Source organism: Arthrobacter sp. SD76, from assembly GCF_049726125.1.
Lineage (GTDB): Bacteria > Actinomycetota > Actinomycetes > Actinomycetales > Micrococcaceae > Arthrobacter > Arthrobacter nitrophenolicus.
Genome location: NZ_JBNBLR010000001.1, coordinates 1,524,588 through 1,545,547, shown reverse-complemented (window position 1 = coordinate 1,545,547; position 20,960 = coordinate 1,524,588). Strand labels below are relative to the sequence as shown.

General features: G+C 67.0%; 11 protein-coding genes and 7 pseudogenes. 4 read left to right on the top strand and 14 right to left on the bottom strand.

From position 1 onward, the window contains the following. Positions 1–10 precede the first annotated feature (10 nt). Positions 11–1,413: pseudogene (locus tag ACPEE0_RS07575) on the top strand (glucose-6-phosphate dehydrogenase). A 153-nt stretch (positions 1,414–1,566) separates the two neighbouring features. Here the strand turns inward: ACPEE0_RS07575 and ACPEE0_RS07570 are convergent. Both ACPEE0_RS07570 and ACPEE0_RS07565 read right to left on the bottom strand, forming a co-directional pair. Next, positions 1,567–1,905, bottom strand: a complete 339-nt coding sequence (locus tag ACPEE0_RS07570; RefSeq protein ID WP_009356573.1) for a P-II family nitrogen regulator — start codon at positions 1,903–1,905, stop codon at positions 1,567–1,569. Then, positions 1,902–3,266: an ammonium transporter gene (locus ACPEE0_RS07565; protein WP_009356572.1), complete on the bottom strand. Its 1,365-nt coding sequence runs from the start codon at positions 3,264–3,266 to the stop codon at positions 1,902–1,904. Before ACPEE0_RS07565 ends, ACPEE0_RS07570 begins: the two co-directional genes overlap by 4 nt. Positions 3,267–3,491: 225 nt before the next feature. Between ACPEE0_RS07565 and ACPEE0_RS07560 the strand changes: the two genes are divergently transcribed. After that, positions 3,492–4,733: an MFS transporter gene (locus tag ACPEE0_RS07560; protein WP_354176774.1), complete on the top strand. Its 1,242-nt coding sequence runs from the start codon at positions 3,492–3,494 to the stop codon at positions 4,731–4,733. A 70-nt stretch (positions 4,734–4,803) separates the two neighbouring features. Here ACPEE0_RS07560 and ftsY read toward each other — a convergent pair whose 3' ends face one another. From ftsY to coaD, 7 genes and pseudogenes are all read right to left on the bottom strand, one after another. Further along, positions 4,804–6,012, bottom strand: coding sequence for a signal recognition particle-docking protein FtsY (gene ftsY, locus ACPEE0_RS07555; RefSeq protein WP_407709585.1), 1,209 nt, complete (start codon positions 6,010–6,012; stop codon positions 4,804–4,806). A gap of 83 nt (positions 6,013–6,095) precedes the next feature. Next, a pseudogene (smc, locus tag ACPEE0_RS07550) lies at positions 6,096–9,679 on the bottom strand (chromosome segregation protein SMC). A 121-nt stretch (positions 9,680–9,800) separates the two neighbouring features. After that, a pseudogene (mutM, locus tag ACPEE0_RS07545) lies at positions 9,801–10,771 on the bottom strand (bifunctional DNA-formamidopyrimidine glycosylase/DNA-(apurinic or apyrimidinic site) lyase). Between the two features lie 3 nt (positions 10,772–10,774). After that, a pseudogene (rnc, locus tag ACPEE0_RS07540) lies at positions 10,775–11,502 on the bottom strand (ribonuclease III). A gap of 21 nt (positions 11,503–11,523) precedes the next feature. After that, positions 11,524–11,727: a 50S ribosomal protein L32 gene (gene rpmF / locus ACPEE0_RS07535; protein WP_009356569.1), complete on the bottom strand. Its 204-nt coding sequence runs from the start codon at positions 11,725–11,727 to the stop codon at positions 11,524–11,526. A gap of 36 nt (positions 11,728–11,763) precedes the next feature. Beyond that, complete coding sequence (locus tag ACPEE0_RS07530; protein WP_009356568.1) at positions 11,764–12,288, bottom strand: YceD family protein; 525 nt, start codon at positions 12,286–12,288, stop codon at positions 11,764–11,766. A gap of 123 nt (positions 12,289–12,411) precedes the next feature. Then, positions 12,412–12,912, bottom strand: coding sequence for a pantetheine-phosphate adenylyltransferase (gene coaD / locus ACPEE0_RS07525; RefSeq protein ID WP_035751802.1), 501 nt, complete (start codon positions 12,910–12,912; stop codon positions 12,412–12,414). A 42-nt stretch (positions 12,913–12,954) separates the two neighbouring features. Here coaD and ACPEE0_RS07520 point away from each other — a divergent pair, with 42 nt between their 5' ends. Together ACPEE0_RS07520 and ACPEE0_RS07515 are read left to right on the top strand one after the other, a co-directional pair. Further along, positions 12,955–14,178, top strand: coding sequence for an aminotransferase class I/II-fold pyridoxal phosphate-dependent enzyme (locus ACPEE0_RS07520; RefSeq protein WP_424574238.1), 1,224 nt, complete (start codon positions 12,955–12,957; stop codon positions 14,176–14,178). After that, on the top strand, positions 14,178–14,966 hold the full coding sequence (locus ACPEE0_RS07515; RefSeq protein ID WP_009356565.1) for a spermidine synthase: 789 nt from the start codon (positions 14,178–14,180) through the stop codon (positions 14,964–14,966). The genes ACPEE0_RS07520 and ACPEE0_RS07515 overlap by 1 nt, the downstream gene beginning before the upstream one ends. A 3-nt stretch (positions 14,967–14,969) precedes the next feature. Here ACPEE0_RS07515 and rsmD read toward each other — a convergent pair. From rsmD to ACPEE0_RS07490, 5 genes and pseudogenes are all read right to left on the bottom strand, one after another. Further along, positions 14,970–15,596: pseudogene (rsmD, locus tag ACPEE0_RS07510) on the bottom strand (16S rRNA (guanine(966)-N(2))-methyltransferase RsmD). Positions 15,597–15,638: 42 nt separating this feature from the next. Continuing rightward, positions 15,639–17,913: pseudogene (locus ACPEE0_RS07505) on the bottom strand (ATP-dependent DNA helicase RecG). Then, positions 17,903–18,889, bottom strand: a complete 987-nt coding sequence (locus ACPEE0_RS07500; protein ID WP_424574237.1) for a DAK2 domain-containing protein — start codon at positions 18,887–18,889, stop codon at positions 17,903–17,905. Before ACPEE0_RS07500 ends, ACPEE0_RS07505 begins: the two are co-directional and overlap by 11 nt. 22 nt (positions 18,890–18,911) lie before the next feature. Continuing rightward, positions 18,912–19,948, bottom strand: a pseudogene (gene thiL, locus ACPEE0_RS07495) (thiamine-phosphate kinase). A gap of 164 nt (positions 19,949–20,112) precedes the next feature. Continuing rightward, positions 20,113–20,880 carry a hypothetical protein gene (locus ACPEE0_RS07490; RefSeq protein WP_424574236.1) on the bottom strand — a complete coding sequence of 256 codons (768 nt, stop codon included), beginning with the start codon at positions 20,878–20,880 and terminating at the stop codon, positions 20,113–20,115. Positions 20,881–20,960 lie beyond the last annotated feature (80 nt).

Sequence of the window (20,960 nt, the reverse complement as noted above, 5' to 3'; positions counted from 1 at the left end):
TGCTGGCAAAATGACGAGCCAAACAACTGTAAAAACCCTGCTCATCCTCGGCGCTTCTGGGGATCTGACCGGCCGGCTGCTCCTTCCCGGCCTGGCGCGCCTGGTGGCACGGGGACGCGCGGGCGGGCTCCGGCTCGTCGGGGCGGGGTCGGACCCCTGGACCCGGAGCAGTGGCGGGAACGCGTGCAGTCCTCATTCACGGCAGCCGCCGAGGCTGCCGGCGCGGACGGCAGGGATGCGCTGAAGGCGCTGGAGAAGGAGACCGTCTACCACCAGCTGGATGTCACCGGCGCAGGGTCCCTGGCGTCGCTGCTGAACAGCCTTGAGGGACCGGTGGCAGTGTACTTCGCGCTCCCCCCGAAGATCAGCCAGCTTGCCTGCGAAGCACTGCGGCCGGAGGATGTCCCGCCCGGGACCCGGCTGGTGATGGAGAAGCCGTTCGGTTCAAGCGAGGAATCAGCGCGCTCCCTCAACCGGACGCTGGTGCGGCTCGTCCCCGAGGACCACGTCCACCGGGTGGACCATTTCCTCGGCAAGGCCACCGTGCTAAACATCCTGGGGCTGCGCTTCGCGAACAACTTCCTGGAGCCGGTCTGGAACCGGCACCACGTCGAAAAGGTGGAAATCATCTTCGACGAGGACCTCGCCCTGGAAGGACGCGCCCGCTATTACGACGGCGCCGGCGCCCTCCGGGACATGATCCAGAGCCACCTCCTGCAGATCATGGCGCTGCTGGCCATCGAACCTCCCGCCACCATCCGCGAGCGCGACCTGCGGGACGCCATCTCCGCCGTACTGCGCGCCAGCAGCGTCAACACCCCGCTGGCCGCCTGCACCCGGCGGGCACGCTACACGGCCGGGACGGCAGCGGGGAAGAATGTCCCCGACTATGCCAGGGAAGACGGCGTGGACCCGAAGCGCGGAACCGAGACCCTCGCCGAGATCGAGGTCGGAATCGACAACTGGCGGTGGAAGGGCGTCCCCTTCATCCTCCGTTCGGGCAAGGCCCTCGGCGCCAAACGCAAGGAGGCAATTGTCACGTTCCGGCCGGTGCCGCACCTTCCCGCGGGCTTCACGGGTGTTGACTCCCCCAACCAGCTGCGGATCGGTTTCGGTCCCGACACCCTGCAGTTCGACGTGGACGTGAACGGTCCGGGCGATATTTTCAGCCTCAGCCGCGCGACCCTCGAAACCGAACTCAGTGCGTCGGACCTGCTTCCCTATGGGGAAGTCCTCGAAGGGGTGCTGGCGGGCGATCCGCTGCTCTCGGTCCGGGGCGACACGGCAGAGGAATGCTGGCGGATCGTTGAGCCTGTGCTCACGGCGTGGCAGCAGGACGCGGTGCTGCTTGAGGAGTACGACGCCGGCTCGGCCGGTCCCGCAGCGTGGCCCACCACCGGACGGCGCGGGTAGGCCGCACGCCGTCCTGGGCCTGCCCCTGCCTGCTTCCCGGCACCGGCACCGGCGCAGCGGCTTACGGGGTACAGCAGCTTTCCGGGACAGCAAAAGCGGGCGGGATACCTTCCGGTATCCCGCCCGTTTTTCTCTGCCTGCTGACTGCCCTGCCTAGATTGCGGCTACTCCGCGTTCGCCGGTCCGGACCCGGACGGCTTCAAAGACGTCCACTGTCCAGACCTTGCCGTCCCCGGCGCGGCCGGTGTTGGAGCTGGCGATGATCACGTCCAGGATGTCGTCCGCCTGCTCATCCGTGGCCAGCACCTCCACCCGGATCTTGGGCAGGAGATCCACGTTGTATTCCGCTCCGCGGTAGACCTCCGTGTAGCCGCGCTGCCGGCCGTAACCGCTGGCCGCGCTGACCGTCAGGCCCTGTACGCCGTAGGCTTCCAGTCCTTCCCGGATTGTTTCGAGCTTTTCCGGCCTGACGATTGCAGTGATCAGTTTCATGCCCCCACGCTTTCCTTACCTGTTGCTGATTCGTTCTGCTGTGCAGCCTTCGCCGGCTGCGCAGCGGAGTCCTGCTGGCCCTTGCCCGTAATCATGTCGTGCAGCGGCTGGAAGGAGCCGCCGTGGCCGCCCACACCGAACTCGTATGCCGTTTCGGCGTGCAGGCTCAGGTCCACGCCCACGGTTTCCTGTTCCTGGGAGACCCGGAAGCCCATGGTCTTGTGGATGGCAAGGGCGATGATGAGCGTCAGGATTGCCGAGTAGGCGATGGCGATGCCGGCCGCTGCGAGCTGGGCCCACATCTGGGCCATGCCGCCGCCGTAGAAGAGGCCGCCGCCCACGCCGTCGGTGGGGAGGGCGATGAAGCCCAGGGCCACCGTGCCGATGATGCCGGACACAAGGTGCACGCCGACGACGTCGAGCGAGTCATCGAAGCCCCAGCGGAACTTGAGGCCGACTGCGAGGGCGGAAGCCACACCTGCCACGACGCCGAGGCCGAGGGCACCCACCGGGCTGACGTTGGCGCAGGCCGGGGTGATGGCAACCAGGCCGGCAACCACGCCGGAGGCGGCACCGAGTGACGTGGGGTGTCCGTCGCGGATGCGCTCGGTAACAAGCCAGCCGAGCATCGCGGCGGCGGGAGCGGCGAGGGTGTTGACCCAGATGAGGCCGCCCTGTTCTGCGGAAGAGGCGAGGCCGCCGTTGAAGCCGAACCAGCCGAACCACAGGATGGCAGCGCCGAGCATGACGAACGGGATGTTGTGCGGGCGGTGGTTGGGGTCCTTGCCGAAGCCCTTGCGGTTGCCGATGATGAGGACCAGGATCAGGGCCGCCACGCCGGCGTTGATGTGGACGACAGTGCCGCCTGCGAAGTCGATGGCCGGGCCGAGCGCCTGGCCGATGGCGCCTTCCTCACCGAAGAGGCCGCCGCCCCACACCATGTAGGCAAGGGGGCAGTACACCAGGGTGACCCAGACGGGCACGAAGACGCTCCATGCGCCGAACTTGGCGCGGTCGGCGATTGCGCCGCTGATCAGGGCCACGGTGATAATGGCGAAGGTTGCCCCGTAGCCCACCAGGATGAGGCCGTCCGGCGAATCCGCCGTGTTGACTCCCTCGAGGCCGAAGCTCGCGAACGGGTTCCCGACGATCTGCAGGAAGCCGTCACCGCCCGTCATGGAGTAGCCCCACAGTACCCACACAACACTCACGATGCCGATGGAGATGAAGCTCATCATCATCATGTTCAGTGCTGCCTTGGCACGGGTCATGCCGCCGTAGAAAAATGCCAGACCTGGTGTCATGAGCAGCACGAGCGCTGCCGCCACCATGAGCCATACGTGACCTGCGGTAAGTTCCATGGTGCACGTCCTCTCTCATCCGAATGTTGCGGAGTCTTCCGCCTGCCAACGCCTTTTGCGTCCTGTAAAAAGTGTGTCGGCGGCGTGTTTCGCCCGGAGAGGATTTAGATTGCCGGTCTGTTACAAGAACCTCTAGGAAGTAAATGGTGCATATCCGGGTTGTTACGGTTGTGTTTCACTACCCAGCCGCACCCCCGCAACCCACTGTGCAAGGAACTTCGCTTCATGACTGCAGCACCCCGCGTGAGCGGCGCCACATCAAGGATTTTGGCCCGCCTTCGGCCACGGCGGGACAAGCTCCCGCGCGATATCAAGGTGATGCTGGTTGCGGCGTTCCTGATTGCCCTCGGATTCGGGCTTGTTGCGCCCGTATTGCCGCAATTCGCCACAACCTTCGGGGTAGGAAACACCGAGGCTGCGGTGATCGTTGCCATCTTCGCCTTCATGCGGCTGATCTTTGCGCCGGCGGGCGGCACGCTGATCGGCCGGCTGGGTGAGCGGCCGGTCTATGTCGCGGGGCTGCTGATCGTGGCGGCCTCCACGGCAGCCTGCGCCTTCGCCGGGAACTATTGGCAGTTGCTGCTCTTCCGCGGGCTGGGCGGTGCCGGGTCGGTGATGTTCACCGTCGCCTCCATGGCGCTGGTGGTGCGCTTGGCCCCGCCGGAGAGCCGGGGCCGGGTATCCGGGGCCTACGCGTCCGCGTTCCTGGTCGGCAATGTGTGCGGACCCATCGTGGGCGGCCTGCTGGCCGGGTTCGGCCTCCGCATTCCGTTCCTGGCCTATGCCGCCGCCCTGGTGGTGGCCGCCGTCGTGGTCCAAACCCAGCTGAGCCACCAGCGCCGCGGGTCAACTGAGGGGCGGACGAAGGCCCCCGACATGCCGTTCGGCGAAGCCCTGGCAACCGGGGCCTACCGGTCGGCGCTGTTCTCCAGCTTCGCCAACGGATGGGCGACGTTTGGAGTCCGGATGGCCACGGTTCCACTCTTTGCGGCTGCTGCCTTTGGTTCCGGACCGGAAGCTGCGGGCATTGCCCTGGCAGTCTTCGCCGGTGGAAATGCGCTGGCCCTGACCGTCTCGGGGCGGCTGGCCGACACGCTGGGACGGAAGCCGATGATGATCTGGGGCCTGCTGGTGGCGGGGCTGGCTACTGCGGGCATCGGCTTCACCCAGGACCTGTGGTGGTTCCTGGCCGCCTCGGCGCTGGCCGGAATCGGGTCGGGGCTGTTCGGCCCCGCGCAGCAGGCTGCCGTTGCGGACGTGATCGGCAACGGACGGTCCGGCGGCAAGGTACTTGCGGTCTACCAGATGGTGTCCGACGTCGGCGCGATCGCGGGGCCGGTCCTGGCCGGCGTCCTGGCTGACCGGCTCGGCTTCGGCTGGGCTTTCGGCGTAACCGGCGGCATCATGCTGGTGGCGGCCTGCACGTGGCTGGCCACGCGCGAAACCCTGCGCCAGGCGAAGCCTTAAAGCCGGGAGCCGGCACCCGGCCTGGTCAAGGCCCGGGTACCGGCTCCGGACACCGCTAGTTGAATTGCATCTAGTTCAGCAGCGCGTCAACAAAGCCTTCGGCTTCGAACGGGGCGAGGTCGTCCGCCCCTTCACCCAGCCCGATGAGCTTCACGGGGACGCCCAGGCTCTTCTGGATGGCGACGACGATGCCGCCCTTGGCCGTTCCGTCCAGCTTGGTCAGGACGATGCCGGTGATATTGACCACTTCCGAGAAGACCCGGGCCTGGTTCAGGCCGTTCTGGCCGGTGGTTGCATCCAGGACCAGCAGGACCTCGTCCACCTCGGCGAGCTTTTCGATGACGCGTTTGACCTTGCCGAGCTCGTCCATGAGGCCCACCTTGTTCTGAAGGCGGCCCGCGGTGTCGATCATGACCACATCGACTTCCTGGTTGATGCCCGCCTTGACGGCCTCATAGGCAACGGAGGCCGGATCGGCGCCGTCGATGTCCGACTTCACCGTAGGAACCCCCACCCGCTGGCCCCAGGTTGCCAGCTGTTCGGCGGCAGCGGCGCGGAAGGTGTCCGCGGCTCCCAGCAGGACGTCCTTATCCTCGGCGACCAGCACTCGGGCGAGCTTGCCCACCGTGGTGGTCTTGCCCACGCCGTTGACACCCACCACCATCATGACGGCCGGCTTGTCGGCGTGCCGTTGGACGTTGAGGCTGCGATCCATCGTCGGGTCCACAAGCTTGATGAGTTCTTCCCGCAGCAGTGCCTTGACCTGCTCGGGTGTCCGGGTGCCCAGCACCTTGACCCGCTCGCGCAGGGCGTCCACCAGCTGCATGGTGGGTTCGGTCCCAAGGTCTGCCAGCAGCAGCGTTTCCTCGACTTCGTCCCAGACGTTCTCGTCGATCTTGTCGCTGGAGAGCAGGGCCAGCAGGCCCTTGCCCATGATGTTGTTGGAGCGGACAAGCCGCTCCCGCAGGCGGACCAGGCGCCCTGCGACGGGCAGCGGGGTTTCCACCGGGATGACTTCCAGCCCGGCCGCATCGTCCGGGACCGTGGTGGTGTCCAGGTCCGCGACGTCGACGCCGGCCGGCGCCTTCCGGTCCGCCGCCGGGACCGGGCGTTCATCGACGAGCGTGCTGCCGCCGGACTGCACTTCGGGGTCGTTTGCATCACGCGTGCCCGGGTACTGGGTGATGTTCTTCCGAGTCTTCAGCAGGACAGGAATCAGCCCGCCGATAACCGCCAGGGCAGCAACAATGGACAGAATAATGGGAAGGATGTCATTCACTCCCCTAGCTTCTCACAACGAAGCAGGCGCCTTTGGCGGCTCCGCGGCGCCCGCCCCGCCGCAACGGGGCCCGGACCGCGGCGCTACGCGTCGGCCCCCAGGCGCTGGCTGATCACCGTGGAGACGCCGTCGCCCCGCATCGTGACGCCGTACAGGGCGTCAGCGACTTCCATGGTGCGTTTCTGGTGGGTGATGACAATGAGCTGGCTTGACTCCCGCAGTTCCTCGAAGATGGTGATGAGCCTGCCCAGGTTGGTGTCGTCAAGGGCGGCCTCCACCTCGTCCATCACGTAGAAGGGTGAGGGACGGGCCTTGAAGATCGCCACCAGCAGGGCAACGGCGGTCAGGGACCGTTCGCCGCCGGAGAGCAGTGAGAGCCGCTTGATCTTCTTGCCTGCCGGGCGCGCCTCGACGTCGATGCCGGTGGTAAGCATGTCGGAAGGGTCGGTGAGGACCAGCCGTCCCTCGCCGCCGGGAAAGAGCCGTTCGAAGACCCTGACGAACTGCGCCTGGGTGTCCTCGAACGCCTCGGTGAAGACGCGCTGGACGCGAAGGTCCACTTCCTTGATGATGTCCAGCAGGTCCTTGCGGCTAGCCTTAAGGTCCTCAAGCTGGGTGCTGAGGAACTGGTGGCGTTCCTCCAGTGCCGCGAATTCCTCGAGTGCCAGCGGGTTTACCCTGCCCAGGCTGGCGAGGTCGCGTTCGGCTTTCCGGAGCCGCTTTTCCTGCTCTGACCGGTTGAAGGGTTTTCCTTCAGGATTTCTTCCCCGCCGGCGTCCACGGGGGCCCGCAGGGCGGCCCATTTGTCCCCACTTTCCTCTGCCGGGACCGGCACCGGCACGTGCGGCCCGTAGTCGCTGACCAGGGCGTCCGGAGTGATGCCGAGTTCGTCCACCGACCGGGTTTCCAACGCCTCGATCTGCGCACGCTGCCTCGCGCGGGCCAGCTCGTCGCGATGCACGTTGTCTGTCAGCTCGGCGAGTTCCCGGGCCAGCGCATCATTGGTACTCCTGACGTCTTTCAGGCCCTGCTCGCGCAGCTCACGGTTCTCTTCGGCGCGGTCCCGTTCAGTTGCGGCGATCGCGACGGAAACATCCACGTGGCGGAGCGCGGCCTCGACCGCGGCCACGACTGCCGCGGCACGCCGGGCCTGGATGCGCCGGCGCCTGGCCCGTTCGGCTGCTTCCTCCCGGGCACGGCGCTCTGTGGCGGCCGCACGTTCCAGGGAAGCAACGCGGTTGCGGGTGGCGGCCAGCTGCTCTTCGGCGCTGCGCAGCGCCAGCCTCGCCTCCACCTCGGCGGCCCGGGCGGAGGACGCCGCCATGGCGAGCGCGTCCCGGTGCCCAGTGGACGGTTCCTGCTCCACCGGTGCCTCCTGCGCCGCGGCAAGGCGGGCGGCGACGGCCGCGAGTGCTTCCTGTTCCGACGCCACGTTGGCTTCGGCTTTGGCGAGGGAGGCGGCAAGCCGGTCGCTCTCGCCGGCGGCGCTGCGGAGGACGGAGTTGAGGTGGCCCAGCCGTTCCGCGACGGCGGCAAGGCGGGCATCCGACTCGTGCAGCCGGTCGAGGGCGGCGTCCGCCCGTTCCTGCGCTTCGGCGCGGCGTGCTTCGGCGCCGGCCAGGGCGAACCTGTTCTGCTCGATGGCCGCAGTGACGACTGCAAGCTGCTGTGCGGCGTCGTCGACGGCGGCCTGGACCTCCAGCAGCGACGGCGCCTTGGCGGAGCCTCCCGTGGCAGAGACGGCGGTGAGGATGTCACCGGCACGGGTCACGGCGCTGATCCTGGGCCGGCTGGATGCCAGTGCAATTGCCGCTGCAATATCTTCGACGATGGCGGTCCCGAACAGCAGGTGCCTGGCCACGTCCGGGCCGGGGCCGCTGCCGCCAATCAGGTCGCCGGCCCACTGGGCTCCGGCCGGCAGGCTGTCCGCGTTCCTGCCCTGCCCGGCTTCGGCGGCGGACCGGAGCAGCAGCGTGGCGCGGCCGGCGTCGTCGTCCTTGAGCAGCTGCAGGACAGTGGCCGCCGTTTCGGCGTCCCGCACCAGCACAGCATCGGAGGCCTCCCCCAGCGCCGCGGCGATGGCGGTCTCGTATCCAGGTTCCACCGCCAGTTCCCCTGCGACGCTGCCTTCGATGCCTGCGACGCCGGACTGCAGGACGTGCCGTGCACCGTCCTTGCGGTCCAGGCCGAGCTTGAGTGCGTCCCTGCGCGCCGCCAGGGCATCACGCTTGCGGATGCCCTCGTTGACTTCGGACTTGAGGCGCGCAATGTCGTCAAGGACTGCCTCCAGCGCAGCACTGGCGTCCTCATAGTCGGCGTCGAGCGATTCCTCGCCCTCTTCAACTCCCGCCACCTGGTTTTCCAGCGCCGTGAACTCTTCCTGGGCGCGGGCACGGCGTTCCACCCCGGCCGCAAGCGATTCCCGCAACCTGCCGAGTTCAGCCTGTGCGGATTCCACCCGCGACCTGGCTGCCGCCACCTGCCCGGCCAGCCTTGCCAGGCCCTCCCGCCGGTCAGCAGCGGCGCGAAGCTGGGCCGTGAGCCGCTGGTCTTCGGCGGTCGCGGCCTGCTCGGCCCCGGCTTTTGCCGACGTGGCCGCTTCCAGTGCACTCCGCCGGTCCAGAATCGTCCGCTCGAGTTCGGCCAGTTCCTCGCGCACCCGGGCAGCCTGCCGTTCCAGCTGTTCCGGGTCCCGGCCGGAGGCGGGCGCGGCGTCAGCCGAGCCGAGCAGGCGGCTGCGTTCGCGGGCAAGCGATCCGAGGGACCGGAGCCGCTCCCGGGCGGCGGACAACTGGTACCAGGTGTCCCGGGCTGCGTTGAGCCTGGGCGTGGCCTCTGCCGCCATCTGCTCCAGTGCTGCCTGCTGCCGCCGGCCGGTTTCCAACTCATGTTCAACGACGCCGCGCCGTGCCTTGAGGGCGGCTTCGTCCGCGACGTCCTGTTCCAGGGCGAGCTGCAACTGGACCAGGTCGTCGGCCAGAAGGCGGGCGCGTGCGTCGCGGACATCGAACTGGACCCGCTGCGCACGCCGGGCAACCTCGGCCTGCTTGCCGAGCGGCGTGAGCTGGCGCCGGAGTTCGCCGGTGAGGTCGGTGAGGCGCTGGAGGTTCGCCTGCATCGCCTCGAGCTTGCGGACGGTCCGTTCCTTGCGGCGCCGGTGCTTGAGGATGCCGGCGGCCTCCTCGATGAAACCGCGCCGGTCCTCCGGTGTGGCGTGCAGGACCCGGTCCAGCTGCCCCTGGCCCACGATCACATGCATTTCCCGGCCAAGTCCTGAATCGGACAGCAGCTCCTGGATGTCCAGCAGGCGGCACGATGCCCCGTTGATGGCGTACTCAGACCCGCCGGTCCTGAAGAGGGTGCGGGAGATGGTGACTTCGCTGTATTCGATGGGCAGGGCGCCGTCGGAATTGTCGATGGTGAGGGACACGTGCGCCCGGCCCAGCGGAGGCCGGCCCGAGGTGCCCGCGAAGATGACGTCCTCCATCTTGCCCCCGCGAAGGGTCTTGGCGCCCTGCTCCCCCATGACCCAGGCCAGCGCGTCCACCACGTTGGACTTGCCGGAACCGTTGGGGCCGACTACCGCGGTGACCCCCGGCTCGAAGTCGAAGGTGGTTGCCGACGCAAAGGACTTGAACCCCCGGACGGTGAGGCTTTTGAGGTGCAAGGCGTTTCGGATCTCCTCGGTGGCTGCAGCTGCTGCTTGGAACTCCCAAATTTACTGGGTTCGCGGCCAAAGTCCCGGATTCCCGCGGTTGTCCCCCGCAAGTGGTCCCGGTTGCAGGCGGTTACCAGCGTCCGTTGCGCGGCCGCGGCTGGCAGACCGGGCAGGTGTGGGATGAGCGGTTCATGAACTGCTCCCGGCGGATGGTGGCGTGGATTCCTGCTGCGGCGCACCGCTTGCAGGGCTCACCTTCGCGGCCGTAGGCATTCAGTGACCGGTCGAAGTAGCCGGAGGCACCGTTCACGTTGACGTAGAGGGAATCGAAGCTGGTTCCACCCGCGGCAAGGGCGTCAAGCATGACCTGGCGGGCGCTTTCCAGGACTCTTCGGCCTCGGCCCTGCGCAGGGTGTCGGTGGGCCGGGCATAGTGCAGTTTGGCAGCCCACAGGGCTTCGTCGGCGTAGATGTTACCGATTCCTGAGACCAGTCCCTGGTCCAGCAATGCGCGCTTGAGTCCGGTTTTGCGCTTGCGGAGGCGGCGGAAGAAGAGGTCGAAGGAGAAGGCCGGGTCCAGCGGGTCCCGGGCGATGTGCGCAGCCTCTTCCGCAATCAGTGCGAGGGGGGACTCGGCAAGGCCGCCCGGACCGCCGTCGTCCGTGGGGACCATCGCCGTGACGAACAGTCCGCCGAAGATCCGCTGGTCCACGAACCGCAGCTGTTCCGGCATGCCGTCACTGCGGCTGAGCCGGAACCGCACCTTGAGGTGCTTTTCGTCGGGAACGTCCCGGTCCTGCATCAGGAGCTGGCCGCTCATTCCAAGATGCGCCATCAGCGCCACCGCCGGGACGTCGCCGCTTCCGTTCATTTGCCGGCCTTGCAGGCCGGCGCGGTCCAGCAGCGGCATCCACAGGAACTTGCCCCGGCGCACGACGTCCGCCACCACCGCACCCTCAAGATTGCCGATGAAATCTTCGGTTCCCAGGGCATGGCGCCGGATGGAACGCGGGTCCAGGACGTCGACGGCTTCGATGGTGCGGCCACGGACCCAGCTCACCAGGCCGCGGCGCACCACTTCCACCTCGGGCAGTTCGGGCATGCGCTACTTCGCTGCTACGGAACCAGCCGACGTGCCGGATGCGTCGGTGGATTTGGCTCCGGACAGGACACGCCAGGCGTCGGCGGCGGCTTCCTGCTCCGCTTCCTTCTTGGAGTGGCCGGAGCCCTTGCCGTAGGCCGTCCCGCCAATGTTCAGGACCGCCGTGAACGTCCGGGCATGGTCCGGGCCGGCGCCGTCCACCGCGTAGTGGATGGTGCCCAGCTGCCGGCTGGCCGCAAGCTCCTGGATGCTGGTCTTCCAGTCGGTACCGGCGCCCAGCACGGCAGCGTCCTTCAGCAGCGGACCAATCAGCCGCATGACCAGCTGGCGGGCGGTCTCGATGTCATTGGACACGTAGGTGGCACCGATCAGCGCCTCCATGGTGTCGGCCAGGATCGACGCCTTGTTCTTGCCTTCGGTGAGCTTTTCGCCCTGTCCAAGGTAGATGTACTCGCCGATGCCGAGGCTGCGCCCGATGTTGGCCAGGGCACGGGTACTGACCACTGCGGACCGCCGCTTTGCCAGGTCCCCTTCGGGAAGGTCCGGATTGTCCCGGTAGAGGGCATCCGTCACCGAGAACCCCAGGATGGAGTCGCCCAGGAATCGAGCCGTTCGTTGGTGGGAATGCCGCCGTTCTCGTAGGCGTAGGAACGGTGTGTCAGCGCAAGACGAAGCGTCCCGGCGTCAATAGTGACACCGAGACGCTTCAGAAGCTCTTCAGTTGAAGACATCTGGTCAGCCTGAGTGGCCGATTAGACGTCAGCGACCTTGCGGCCCTTGTACTCAAGGAACAGCGCAGTGCCAGCAGAGTCGGTAACGACCTTCGCCTGGTGCGGCAGGCTGTATGTAACCTGGCCGTTCTCAACGGTCTTCACCAGGTGGGGGGCGGTCGCCTTCCACTGCGAGCGGCGGGCGCGGGTATTCGAGCGAGACATTTTCCGCTTGGGAACAGCCACGGCTAACTCATTTCTCTCTAGACAAACACGTACAAATCAATTTTGCCGGTCAGGCTTAGCCATATCAGCTAGGGCAGCCCAGCGAGGATCAATGACCTCGTGGTGGTGCCCCGGCTCGTCTTCCAGGCGAGCTCCGCATTCGGAGCAAAGGCCCTGGCAGTCTTCCCGGCACACCGGCTGGAACGGCAGCATGGTAACAACCGCGTCCCGCAACACCGGTTCAAGATCGATTAGATCGTGCTCGACTCGACGTTGCTCTTCATCATCTTCTCCGTCCGAAAGCTCAGCGCCTTCGTAGAAGAAAAGTTCTTGCACATTGACCTCCAGGTCATACGCAAGGGGATCCAGGCATCGGCCGCATTCACCGGTTACTTCGGTGAGGGCGGTTCCTGATACCAGAATTCCTTCGTGTACGGCCTCAAGCCTCAGATCCAGCTCGACATCCGAGCCTTCCTGAACACCAATGAGCGGCACACCAAGATCACTTGGTGCGGGTACATGTTCCTTCAGCGTCCGCATGCTTCCCGGGCTTCGACCGAGATCCTTGACATCGAACACCAAGGGCGAACCAGCATCTCTTTTAATGAGAACTCCTGTTGAACATATGACCGACGTACTATTTTAGCCTGAAGAATCCCGGGGACTCAAACCGGGGTGCCGGCGGGCTCGAAGTACCGGACAAGCCTACCGCCTGGGCTGCTGATCCTGCGCAGGCTCGCCAGCAAGCATCCGCCGCTGCACAGACCTGGGCACATAGTCGGACACGCTGCCGCCCAGGCCGGCCACTTCCTTGATGAGGGTGGACGACAGGTGGACATAGTGGGCCTCTGCGGGCAGGAACACGGTCTCCACGCCGCTGAGCTGGCGGTTCATGGTTGCCATGGGCAGTTCGTAGTCGAAATCCGAAGAGGACCTGAGCCCCTTCACGATTGCGGACACACCGCGCTGGCGGCAGTACTCCGCAAGCAGGCCCTCCCCCACGGGCTCAACAACGATTCCCTTGAGCGAGGCCAGGGTTTCCCGGGCCATCTCCAGCCTCTCGTCCAGGGTGAACCTGTACTTCTTGGCGTAATTCGTGGAGATGGCCACAATGACTTCATCAAAAAGGCCGGCCGCCCGCGCAATAACCTCAAGATGGCCGTTGTGGATGGGGTCGAAGGATCCTGGGCAGACAGCTCGTCTCATGCTCCGAACCTACCCATTAAAAGCCCGGGATAACATGACTTGATGCATCCTCGACCGGAACCTTCCCCAGCTCCTGCCCCCTGGCAGCGCACGGCGCTCGGCGCCGATCTCCTGGCGCCCGACGGCGGACTGGGCGTGACGATCTTCGAGGAAATGACCGGGCTGGCCGTCCGTACCGGAGCGATCAACCTGGGCCAGGGCTTCCCGGATGAGGACGGTCCGCTGGAAATCCGTGAGGCGGCCCGCGCCGCCATCAGCTCAGGGGCGAACCAGTACGCCCCGGGCAAGGGCCTCCCGCTGCTGCGGGAGGCGGTGGCGGCGCACCAGGAGCGCTTCTATGGCCTGGCCCCGGACCCCGAAACAGAGGTGGTCATCACCACCGGAGCCACCGAAGGCATCGCCGCGTCCCTCCTTGCCTTCGCCCGCCCCGGCGACGAAGTGCTCACCTTCGAGCCCTTTTACGATTCCTATGGGGCGGTGATCGGCCTCGCTGGTGCCACCCATGTGACGGCACCGCTTGCGGCGCCGGACTTCCTCCCGGACATGGCCGCCCTCGAAGCTGCCTTCAGCCAACGGACCCGGGTTGTGCTGCTCAACAATCCCCACAATCCCACCGGGGCCGTCTTCCCGCGCAGCGTCCTGCAACGGATCGTGGAGCTGGCCCGGAAGTACGACAGCATCATCATCACGGACGAGGTTTATGAGCACCTGACGTTCGGCGTCAGCCACACCCCGGTGGCCGGCCTTCCCGGGGCAGCAGAGCGGACCATCACCATCTCCTCGGCCGGAAAGACCTTTTCGCTCACCGGCTGGAAAGTGGGCTGGCTCTCCGGCCCGGCGGAACTGGTGGCGGCGGCGCGGACCGTGAAGCAGTTCCTCACGTACAGCTCCGGGACGCCCTTCCAGGCGGCGATTGCAGCCGGACTGGCCCTGCCGGATGACTTCTTCAAGGGCATCGCCGCTGACCTGGAGCGCAAGCGGGACATCCTCAGTGCCGGCCTGCGCGCCGCCGGCTTTGATGTCTTCTCCCCGCAGGGCACCTATTTCGTCAACGTGGACACGGCCCCCCTGGGCATCACGGACTCGGTGGACCTTGCCAGGCGCCTGCCTGCCCTGGTGGGCGTGGCGGCAATACCGGTCCCGGTGTTCTGCCACCCGGAAGGAGCGGAACGGACGCGCAGCCTGCTCCGGTTTGCGTTCTGCAAGAAGGCCGCCGTCCTTGAGGAAGCAGCCGGAAGGCTGGCCACCCTCAGCGAAAAGCTCTGATGTCCGCCGGGAATGCGGGCCATGCCACCAGGTTCCTGCGCAGCACGGGCCAGCACGCAGCTATTGATCCTGACAGCTTCACGGAGGGCAGCTATGTGTTGAGTATCGGCGGCGCCGAACAGTCCCACGTCAACCTGGGCCACCCGGAAGAGATTTTCTACGAGTACCTCCGCAGGATCGGGCACCTGGTAGACCTTGCAGCCCCGCCGGGAGAACCGATCCGGGCGCTGCACCTGGGCGCCGGAGCACTGACGCTGGCCCGTTACATCCAGGCCACCCGGCCGGGGTCACTGCAGTATGCAGTGGAACTGGAGCGTGAACTGCTCGATTTTGTCCTGCGCCAGCTTCCTCTCCCGGAGGGAACGGATCTCCACACCATTACCGGGGATGCCAGGGATGCACTGGATGAACTGGACCCGGAGCTCAGCTTCGACGTCATCATCCTCGATATTTTTTCGGGGCCTGAAGCACCAGCCCATCTTGCCTGCGCCGGCTTCTACCGGGAAGCGCGGGAGAAGCTGGGCCCGGAGGGCGTGCTGGTGGTCAACGTGGGCGACGAGCCGGGCCTGACGCTGGTGCGCAGCCAGGTGACCGCGATGCGGCAGGCGATGGCCGATGTGGCCGCCATCGCAGAAGCGGGCATGTTCGAGGGCCGGTACCCCGGCAACATCATACTGGCGGGCACACAGGTGCCATGGCCAAGGGAGTGGTCCGTGGAACTCACGGCCCGCGGCCCGCACCCCGCCAGGGTGCTCGCCGGAGTGGATCTCGATCCCCTGGCGGGCTGACGCCTATTGGCTTTGCCCCTCCGCCTCTGCCGCCTCCGGGATATCATCGCCGGCAATTGCGTCCGGCACATTCGGCTCGGCAAACCACAGCCTGTTTCGCCGTATTTCTTTTCCGCGAACCGTGCCAGGCTTCCGGGCCATTCCGGCTCCGGCGAACGGGATGAGCGTTCCACCACGACGACCGCCGACGGAGCGAGATGCGGGGCCAGTTTCGCCAGCACAGCGGACACTGCCAGCTCCTCAAGGGGATATGGCGGGTCCAGGAAGACCAGGTCCAGGTTGTGGCCGGTGCGGCACGCTCCAGGAACGGCTCAACCCTGGACCGGTGCACCGTTACCGCCTTGCGCCCAGGACCCCGTTGAGGAGGTCCGCGTTCCGCTGGCAGACAGCGCTGGCCTTGGCATCGGATTCCACCAGCTCCACGGACTGTGCGCCGCGGCTGCCACTTTCGATTCCCAGCGAGCCGGAGCCGGCATAAAGATCCAGCACCCGGGCGCCGGAGATGACGTCGAAAGCGTCAAGGCGGGAAAACAGTGCCTCCTTGACGCGGTCGGTGGTGGGGCGGGTCAAGGAGCCCGGAACCGCTGACAGCGGGGTGCCGCCGGCGGCACCGGCTATGATCCGGCTCATTCTGGCCTCCTGGCAGCGCCGGCGTATCCGGCAGCTCCCCTGTTATCCGCGTTCAAGGAACGCCTCCTTTTCCGGGTTAAGGTACTTCTCGATGGCGTCCGCCAGTTCCTCGTGGCGGGACAGGAACGGGTCCGCGGCCACAATGTCCTGCGCGTCCTCCCTGGCCCGGGCAATGACATCCTCGTGCTCCAGGACCCGCAGCAGCTTCAAGGTGGAGCGCCCGCCGGACTGGGAGGCTCCCAGGATGTCGCCCTCGCGGCGGAGCTTCAGGTCCTCCTGCGACAGGACGAAGCCGTCGGTGGTCGCGGCCACTGCTTCCAGCCTCCGCCGGCTGGGATGGCCCGGTTCGAGTGCCGTGACCAGCAGGCAGGTGCCGGGCAGTCCTCCACGTCCCACGCGGCCGCGGAGCTGGTGCAGCTGGGAGATGCCGAACCGGTCGGCGTCTAGGATGACCATCAGTGTTGCGTTGTGGACGTCCACGCCCACCTCGATCACGGTGGTCGAGACCAGCAGTTTGACGGTGTTGTCCACGAACCCGGCCATCGTGGCCGACTTCAGCTCGGGGTCCTGGCGTCCGTGCAGCGGAGCCAGCGGCACGCCTGACAGGGAAGGTTCACCCTGCAGATGTTCGACGACGGCTGTCACCGACGCCAGTTCCCGCTGGCTTTCCTCGGCATCAAGGCCGGGCGGCTCCGCTTCGCCGGGGCTGAAGTCGCCGTCGTCGTCGGTGCCGATCTTGGGACAGACGACGTACACCTGGTGGCCGGCGTCGATCTCCTCGCGCGCGCGGGCCCAGATCCGGCCGGCCCACGCAGGGTTTTCCGCGAGGCCCACCAGGTGCGTGGTGATGGGCGCACGGCCCTTGGGCAGTTCGTCAAGAGTGGATGTTTCAAGGTCGCCGAAGACGGTCATGGCCACCGTGCGGGGAATCGGAGTAGCTGTCATGACCAGCAGGTGGGGCGGTTTCCGGGCTTTGGCGCGGAGGGCATCACGCTGCTCCACACCGAACCGATGCTGCTCGTCCACCACGATCAGGCCGAGGTCGTAGAAGGACACGTTGTCACTGAGCAAGGCGTGGGTGCCGATGACGATGCCGGCCGTTCCGGACGCGGCGTCCAGCATTGCCTGCCTGCGGGCCGCCGTCGGCATGGACCCCGTGAGCAGGGTGACCTGGACGGATGCGTCGTCCCCGGCGCCCAGGCCGCCCAGCAGCCCATCCCTGGAGAGCGGGCCGAGGGTGCGGCGGATGGAATCATAGTGCTGTGCGGCCAGCACTTCGGTGGGGGCCAGCAGGGCCGCCTGCCCTCCGGCGTCGACTACCTGCAGCATGGCACGCAGCGCCACCACCGTCTTGCCGGAGCCCACCTCGCCCTGGAGCAACCGGTTCATCGGGAAATCGCGCGCCAGCTCCCCGGCAAGGGTCTTGCCCACAGCGGCCTGGCCGTCGGTCAGCGTGAAGGGGAGGCTGCGGTCGAACGCGGCCCGCACCCCGTCCGGTCGTGGCCGCCGCGCGGTGGCCTCCTCTGAAGCCAACTGGGCCCTGCGCCGGGCGAGCGCCGACTGCAGGACCAGCGCTTCCTGGGTACCGGAGCCGCTCGCGCGCCTGCTTCCAGTCCGCCGCCGTTTCTGGCGCATGGATCAGCCGGTACGCCTGGTGGAGGGGCAGGAAGCCTTCGCGTTCAGCAACGGCCGCTGGAACGGGGTCCGGCAGCGAGGCGAGGTCCGCCGTCTCCAGCAGGGCGGCGACCACCTTCTGGATTTTCCAGCTCGGGAGCTTTGCCGTTGCCGGATAGACGGGAATGGGCATGGCGGCCAGCTTGCCGGCATCCTGCCCGCCCGCGGAGAAGGGCTCCTCGTCCAGGACGTGGTAATCGGGGTTTGTCAGGCCAAGCGAACCTTTGAAGCTGGTGACCTTGCCGGAGAACAGCGCCCGCCTGCCGGGCAGCAATTCAGCCTTGGCCCGGTAACCGTTGAAGAAGCTGATCTTGAGCGTACCCGGGGCTTTCCCGCGGTAATCGGTGCCGCCCACGAGCCGCAGCCCGGCCTGGCCGTCGTCGTCCGAGATGACGACGTCGGTGATGGTTCCCTTCCGTGCGCGCATGGTCCGGGTACTGCTGGAGAGCACCCGGGCGATCAGGGTGACGTCCTCATCGAGCGGAATGTCGCTGATGGGCGTCAGTTCGCCGCGGGTGAGGTAGCGGCGGGGAAAGTAGTTCAGCAGCTCCTCGACCGTGGTGATGCCCAGGTGTTTTTCGATGACGGCGGCGGAACGTTTGCCGATGCGCCGTTCCAGGGCCAGGTCCAGCTCAGCGTTCATGCCCGGCGGTGTTGACTGCGCTGGCATCAGGTTCCCGCGGCAGCGCGAGTTCACTGATGCTGATCTGGGAGGGTTCGCCAAGGGACCGGATGATGGCGACGGCAGGCTCCGGATCCGGAACGTGGACGTGGACCCGCCACCGGTAGTTCCCGCCCGCGTCAGCGCCGCTGCCCACCTGGCTCATGATGACGGACTCGCCGATTTCGTCCAGGCGCTGCCGGAGGGTGGCGGCGTTCAGCGGGGACAGGTTGATGGTGCACATGACCTCCACGCCGTCGTCGTCCGGCATGTCGGCATGGATGTGCGGGTCCGCGACGTCGTAGCCGTGGAGTCCGTCAAGAAGTTCGCTCTGGAGCTCAACCCCCATGACCGCGGAGCGGAGGCAGTCAAGGATCAGCAGCATGCCGACGCCGCCGGCGTCCACAACGTGGGCGGTGGTCAGGGCATCGAGCTGGTCCTCCGTCTGGATGACAGCTGCCAGCGCCCCCTCAACGGCGGCATCCAGCGCCAGGCCCAGGGCATGGTTGCTGTCATCTCCGTTCTGCCCGGCATCCACTGCGGCTGCCGCGCGCGCTGCGGCTTCCATAACGGAGAGCATGGTGCCCGGTACGGGTCGCTCGAATGCGGACCAGGCACGGATCTGGGCCCGGTTCAGGGCCGCGGCAAGCAGGGTGGAGGTCAGCCGGGTATGGCCTTCAAGCGGCTCTGCGGCGGCGCAAAGGAAAACGGAGAACAACGTCCCGGAATTGCCCCTTGCCTCTTCGAGGGCAGCCTGCCCTGCGGTGGACAGGACTGCGCCAACGTCCACCTGTGCCGGCTGGTCCGTGCCCGCGGCGAGGGAGCGCGCTGCGGCCCGGACGGTCAGGTACAGGTTGGTGCCGGTGTCCCCGTCTGCAACGGGGAAGATATTGATGGCGTTCAGACGGTCGCTGTGGTTGCCCAGGGCAGTTTCGGCCTTGCCCAGCCATCTCTTCATCGCTTGCGCGTTGGCGGCAACCTTAGTGTGCAAAGTGATCCCATCCCCCGGTGTCCGCGGACCGGCCCGCAATCCTGACGCCCGGAACCTCGTTGATTCCCAGTGCTTGTACCGAGCCTATCGCAGTGAATCCGGGAGGCAGCTGAATGCCGGGCGGGAATGTGGCGAGCAGTCCGTGGTCCTCCCCGCCGCTGAGGACCCATTCCCGCGCATCGGCCCGGAGCAGCTCTGCGGCCGGCTGGAGGACGGACGCCAGGCGCGCCAGCTGTTCCGGGTCGAGGTCCACGGCCACGCGGCTGGCAACCGCCAGCCGGCGGCCATCGCGGACCAGGCCGTCCGAGATATCCAGCATGGCGCTGGCCCCGGCAGCCCTGGCGGCTGGACCAGCTGACAGTGGCGGCCGCGGCCGGCACTGCAGTTCCAGGAACACACGTTGCTCCGGGTTGAGGCGGTCCACAGGCACATCTGATTCGAGCAGCGCGAGGCCCGCAGCGGCGTGCCCCGCCGTGCCCGCCAGCGCCAGCACATCGCCTGGCTGCGCACCGGAACGCAGGACGGCAGCGCCGCCGTCGAGCGTTCCAAGGACGGCGACGGTAACGGAGATTTCCCGCCCCCGGCCAAGGTCGCCGCCGGCAACCGAGCAGCGGCCGGCACCCAGTTCCCGGATTCCTGCGGTGAGTCCGTCTGCCAGGTCCTCAACCCAGCTGACCGGGGTATCCGGCGGCAGCGTGAGGCTTACCACCATGGATGTTGCGCTGGCCCCCATGGCGTTGATGTCGCTGAGGTTCTGTGCAGCTGCCTTCCAGCCGACGTCGTAGCCGGTGGTGCGGTAGCCGTTGGCCCAGGCAAGGCGGAAGTCCTGGTCCTCGACCTGGGTGTCGATGCTGATGACGGTTCGCCCGTCCGGTACGGCAAGCACCGCGGCGTCATCCCCGGGGCCGAGCAGCGTGGCCTCGGTATGCGCGCTGCCCATGGCAAGCCGGGAAAGATCCTGGCCAGCAGTTCGGCTTCGGACAATCCGGCCACGGCCGGCTGCCGCTCCCGGCTGCCGGACTCCAGGGTCAAGGAGCCCAGGGGCAAGGAGTCCTGGGGCGCAGGGCCGGCGCTGCCCGCGCCGGGTCGGATGGATTCACTGTTGCTCAAGGGCTTTTCAGGCACGGCACTACGCTACAGCGCGCCCCTGACATTGGGTGCCTGCCCGCTGTCCAACTACCGCTGTCCAATTAACGGCCGGAGAGCACCCGGCAGGGAACAGCCACCTGCCACGTGGCGGGTGTCACGGCAATGACTGCCTCGGTCAGGGACGGGTCCGCCGCGCACTGCGCGGCGGCCGCCCGGACCCCGGTCGTCCATTCGGGCCCGGTCTGCCTGGCAGGCGTGGCCTCGAAATAGCTCGTGGACAGGAAGACCGCCATCAGGACCGGAGCCAGGTACCTGGCCCGGTTGCGTCCGATGATCCCTCTGTCCTCAGCCACAGCGCAGGCCATGGGAACCAGGGCAAGCAGGAACATGGAAGGCGTGACCGCATAGCGGAAGAACGTGAAGCCGGACAGCCAGTCGTCCCTCGAGAAATTCGCGAAATCGAATTCGGGTGAGGGATTAAGCACTGTCGCAGCCGCCCAGCAGGCCGCGGCAGCGCCCGCTGCATACAAGGCAGCAACCTTCAAAGGGGCGCGCCCGTAAATGGTGATGTAGGCGAGCAACCCGAGGACAATGATGGAGGGGACAACCACGGCAAAGCCGCCGAAAGTCACGATGTTCAGCGCCATGGTGCGGGCGTCCGGCTCCCAGATCGAGCCGACTGCCTGCAGGATGAATCCGTAGATGACCGACAAAGGCTGCATGGAGTCCAGGCGGGGCGTTTCTGCGTAGCGGGGATCCGCGACCGTGGCCAACAGCTGGAGGCCGATGCCGGCAACCAGGGCCAGCGGCGCTGCATAGTTCCGCCTCTTCACCAGTGACCACAGTGCCAGGGGCAGGAAGATGCCCACGATGATCTCGGTGGTGGCGGCGGCCAGGGTGGCAACAACGAGCCCGGCACGCCCAGTCCATCCCCGCGGCTCATAAACGA

What these genes read in the sequence shown, in the direction of transcription:
- ACPEE0_RS07570 (WP_009356573.1), bottom strand. Translation starts at nt 1,905, where the DNA reads ATGAAACTGATCACTGCAATCGTCAGGCCGGAAAAGCTCGAAACAATC.
- ACPEE0_RS07565 (WP_009356572.1), bottom strand. Translation starts at nt 3,266, where the DNA reads ATGGAACTTACCGCAGGTCACGTATGGCTCATGGTGGCGGCAGCGCTC.
- ACPEE0_RS07560 (WP_354176774.1), top strand. Translation starts at nt 3,492, where the DNA reads ATGACTGCAGCACCCCGCGTGAGCGGCGCCACATCAAGGATTTTGGCC.
- coaD (WP_035751802.1), bottom strand. Translation starts at nt 12,912, where the DNA reads ATGAGACGAGCTGTCTGCCCAGGATCCTTCGACCCCATCCACAACGGC.
- ACPEE0_RS07520 (WP_424574238.1), top strand. Translation starts at nt 12,955, where the DNA reads ATGCATCCTCGACCGGAACCTTCCCCAGCTCCTGCCCCCTGGCAGCGC.
- ACPEE0_RS07515 (WP_009356565.1), top strand. Translation starts at nt 14,178, where the DNA reads ATGTCCGCCGGGAATGCGGGCCATGCCACCAGGTTCCTGCGCAGCACG.
- ACPEE0_RS07500 (WP_424574237.1), bottom strand. Translation starts at nt 18,889, where the DNA reads ATGAAGAGATGGCTGGGCAAGGCCGAAACTGCCCTGGGCAACCACAGC.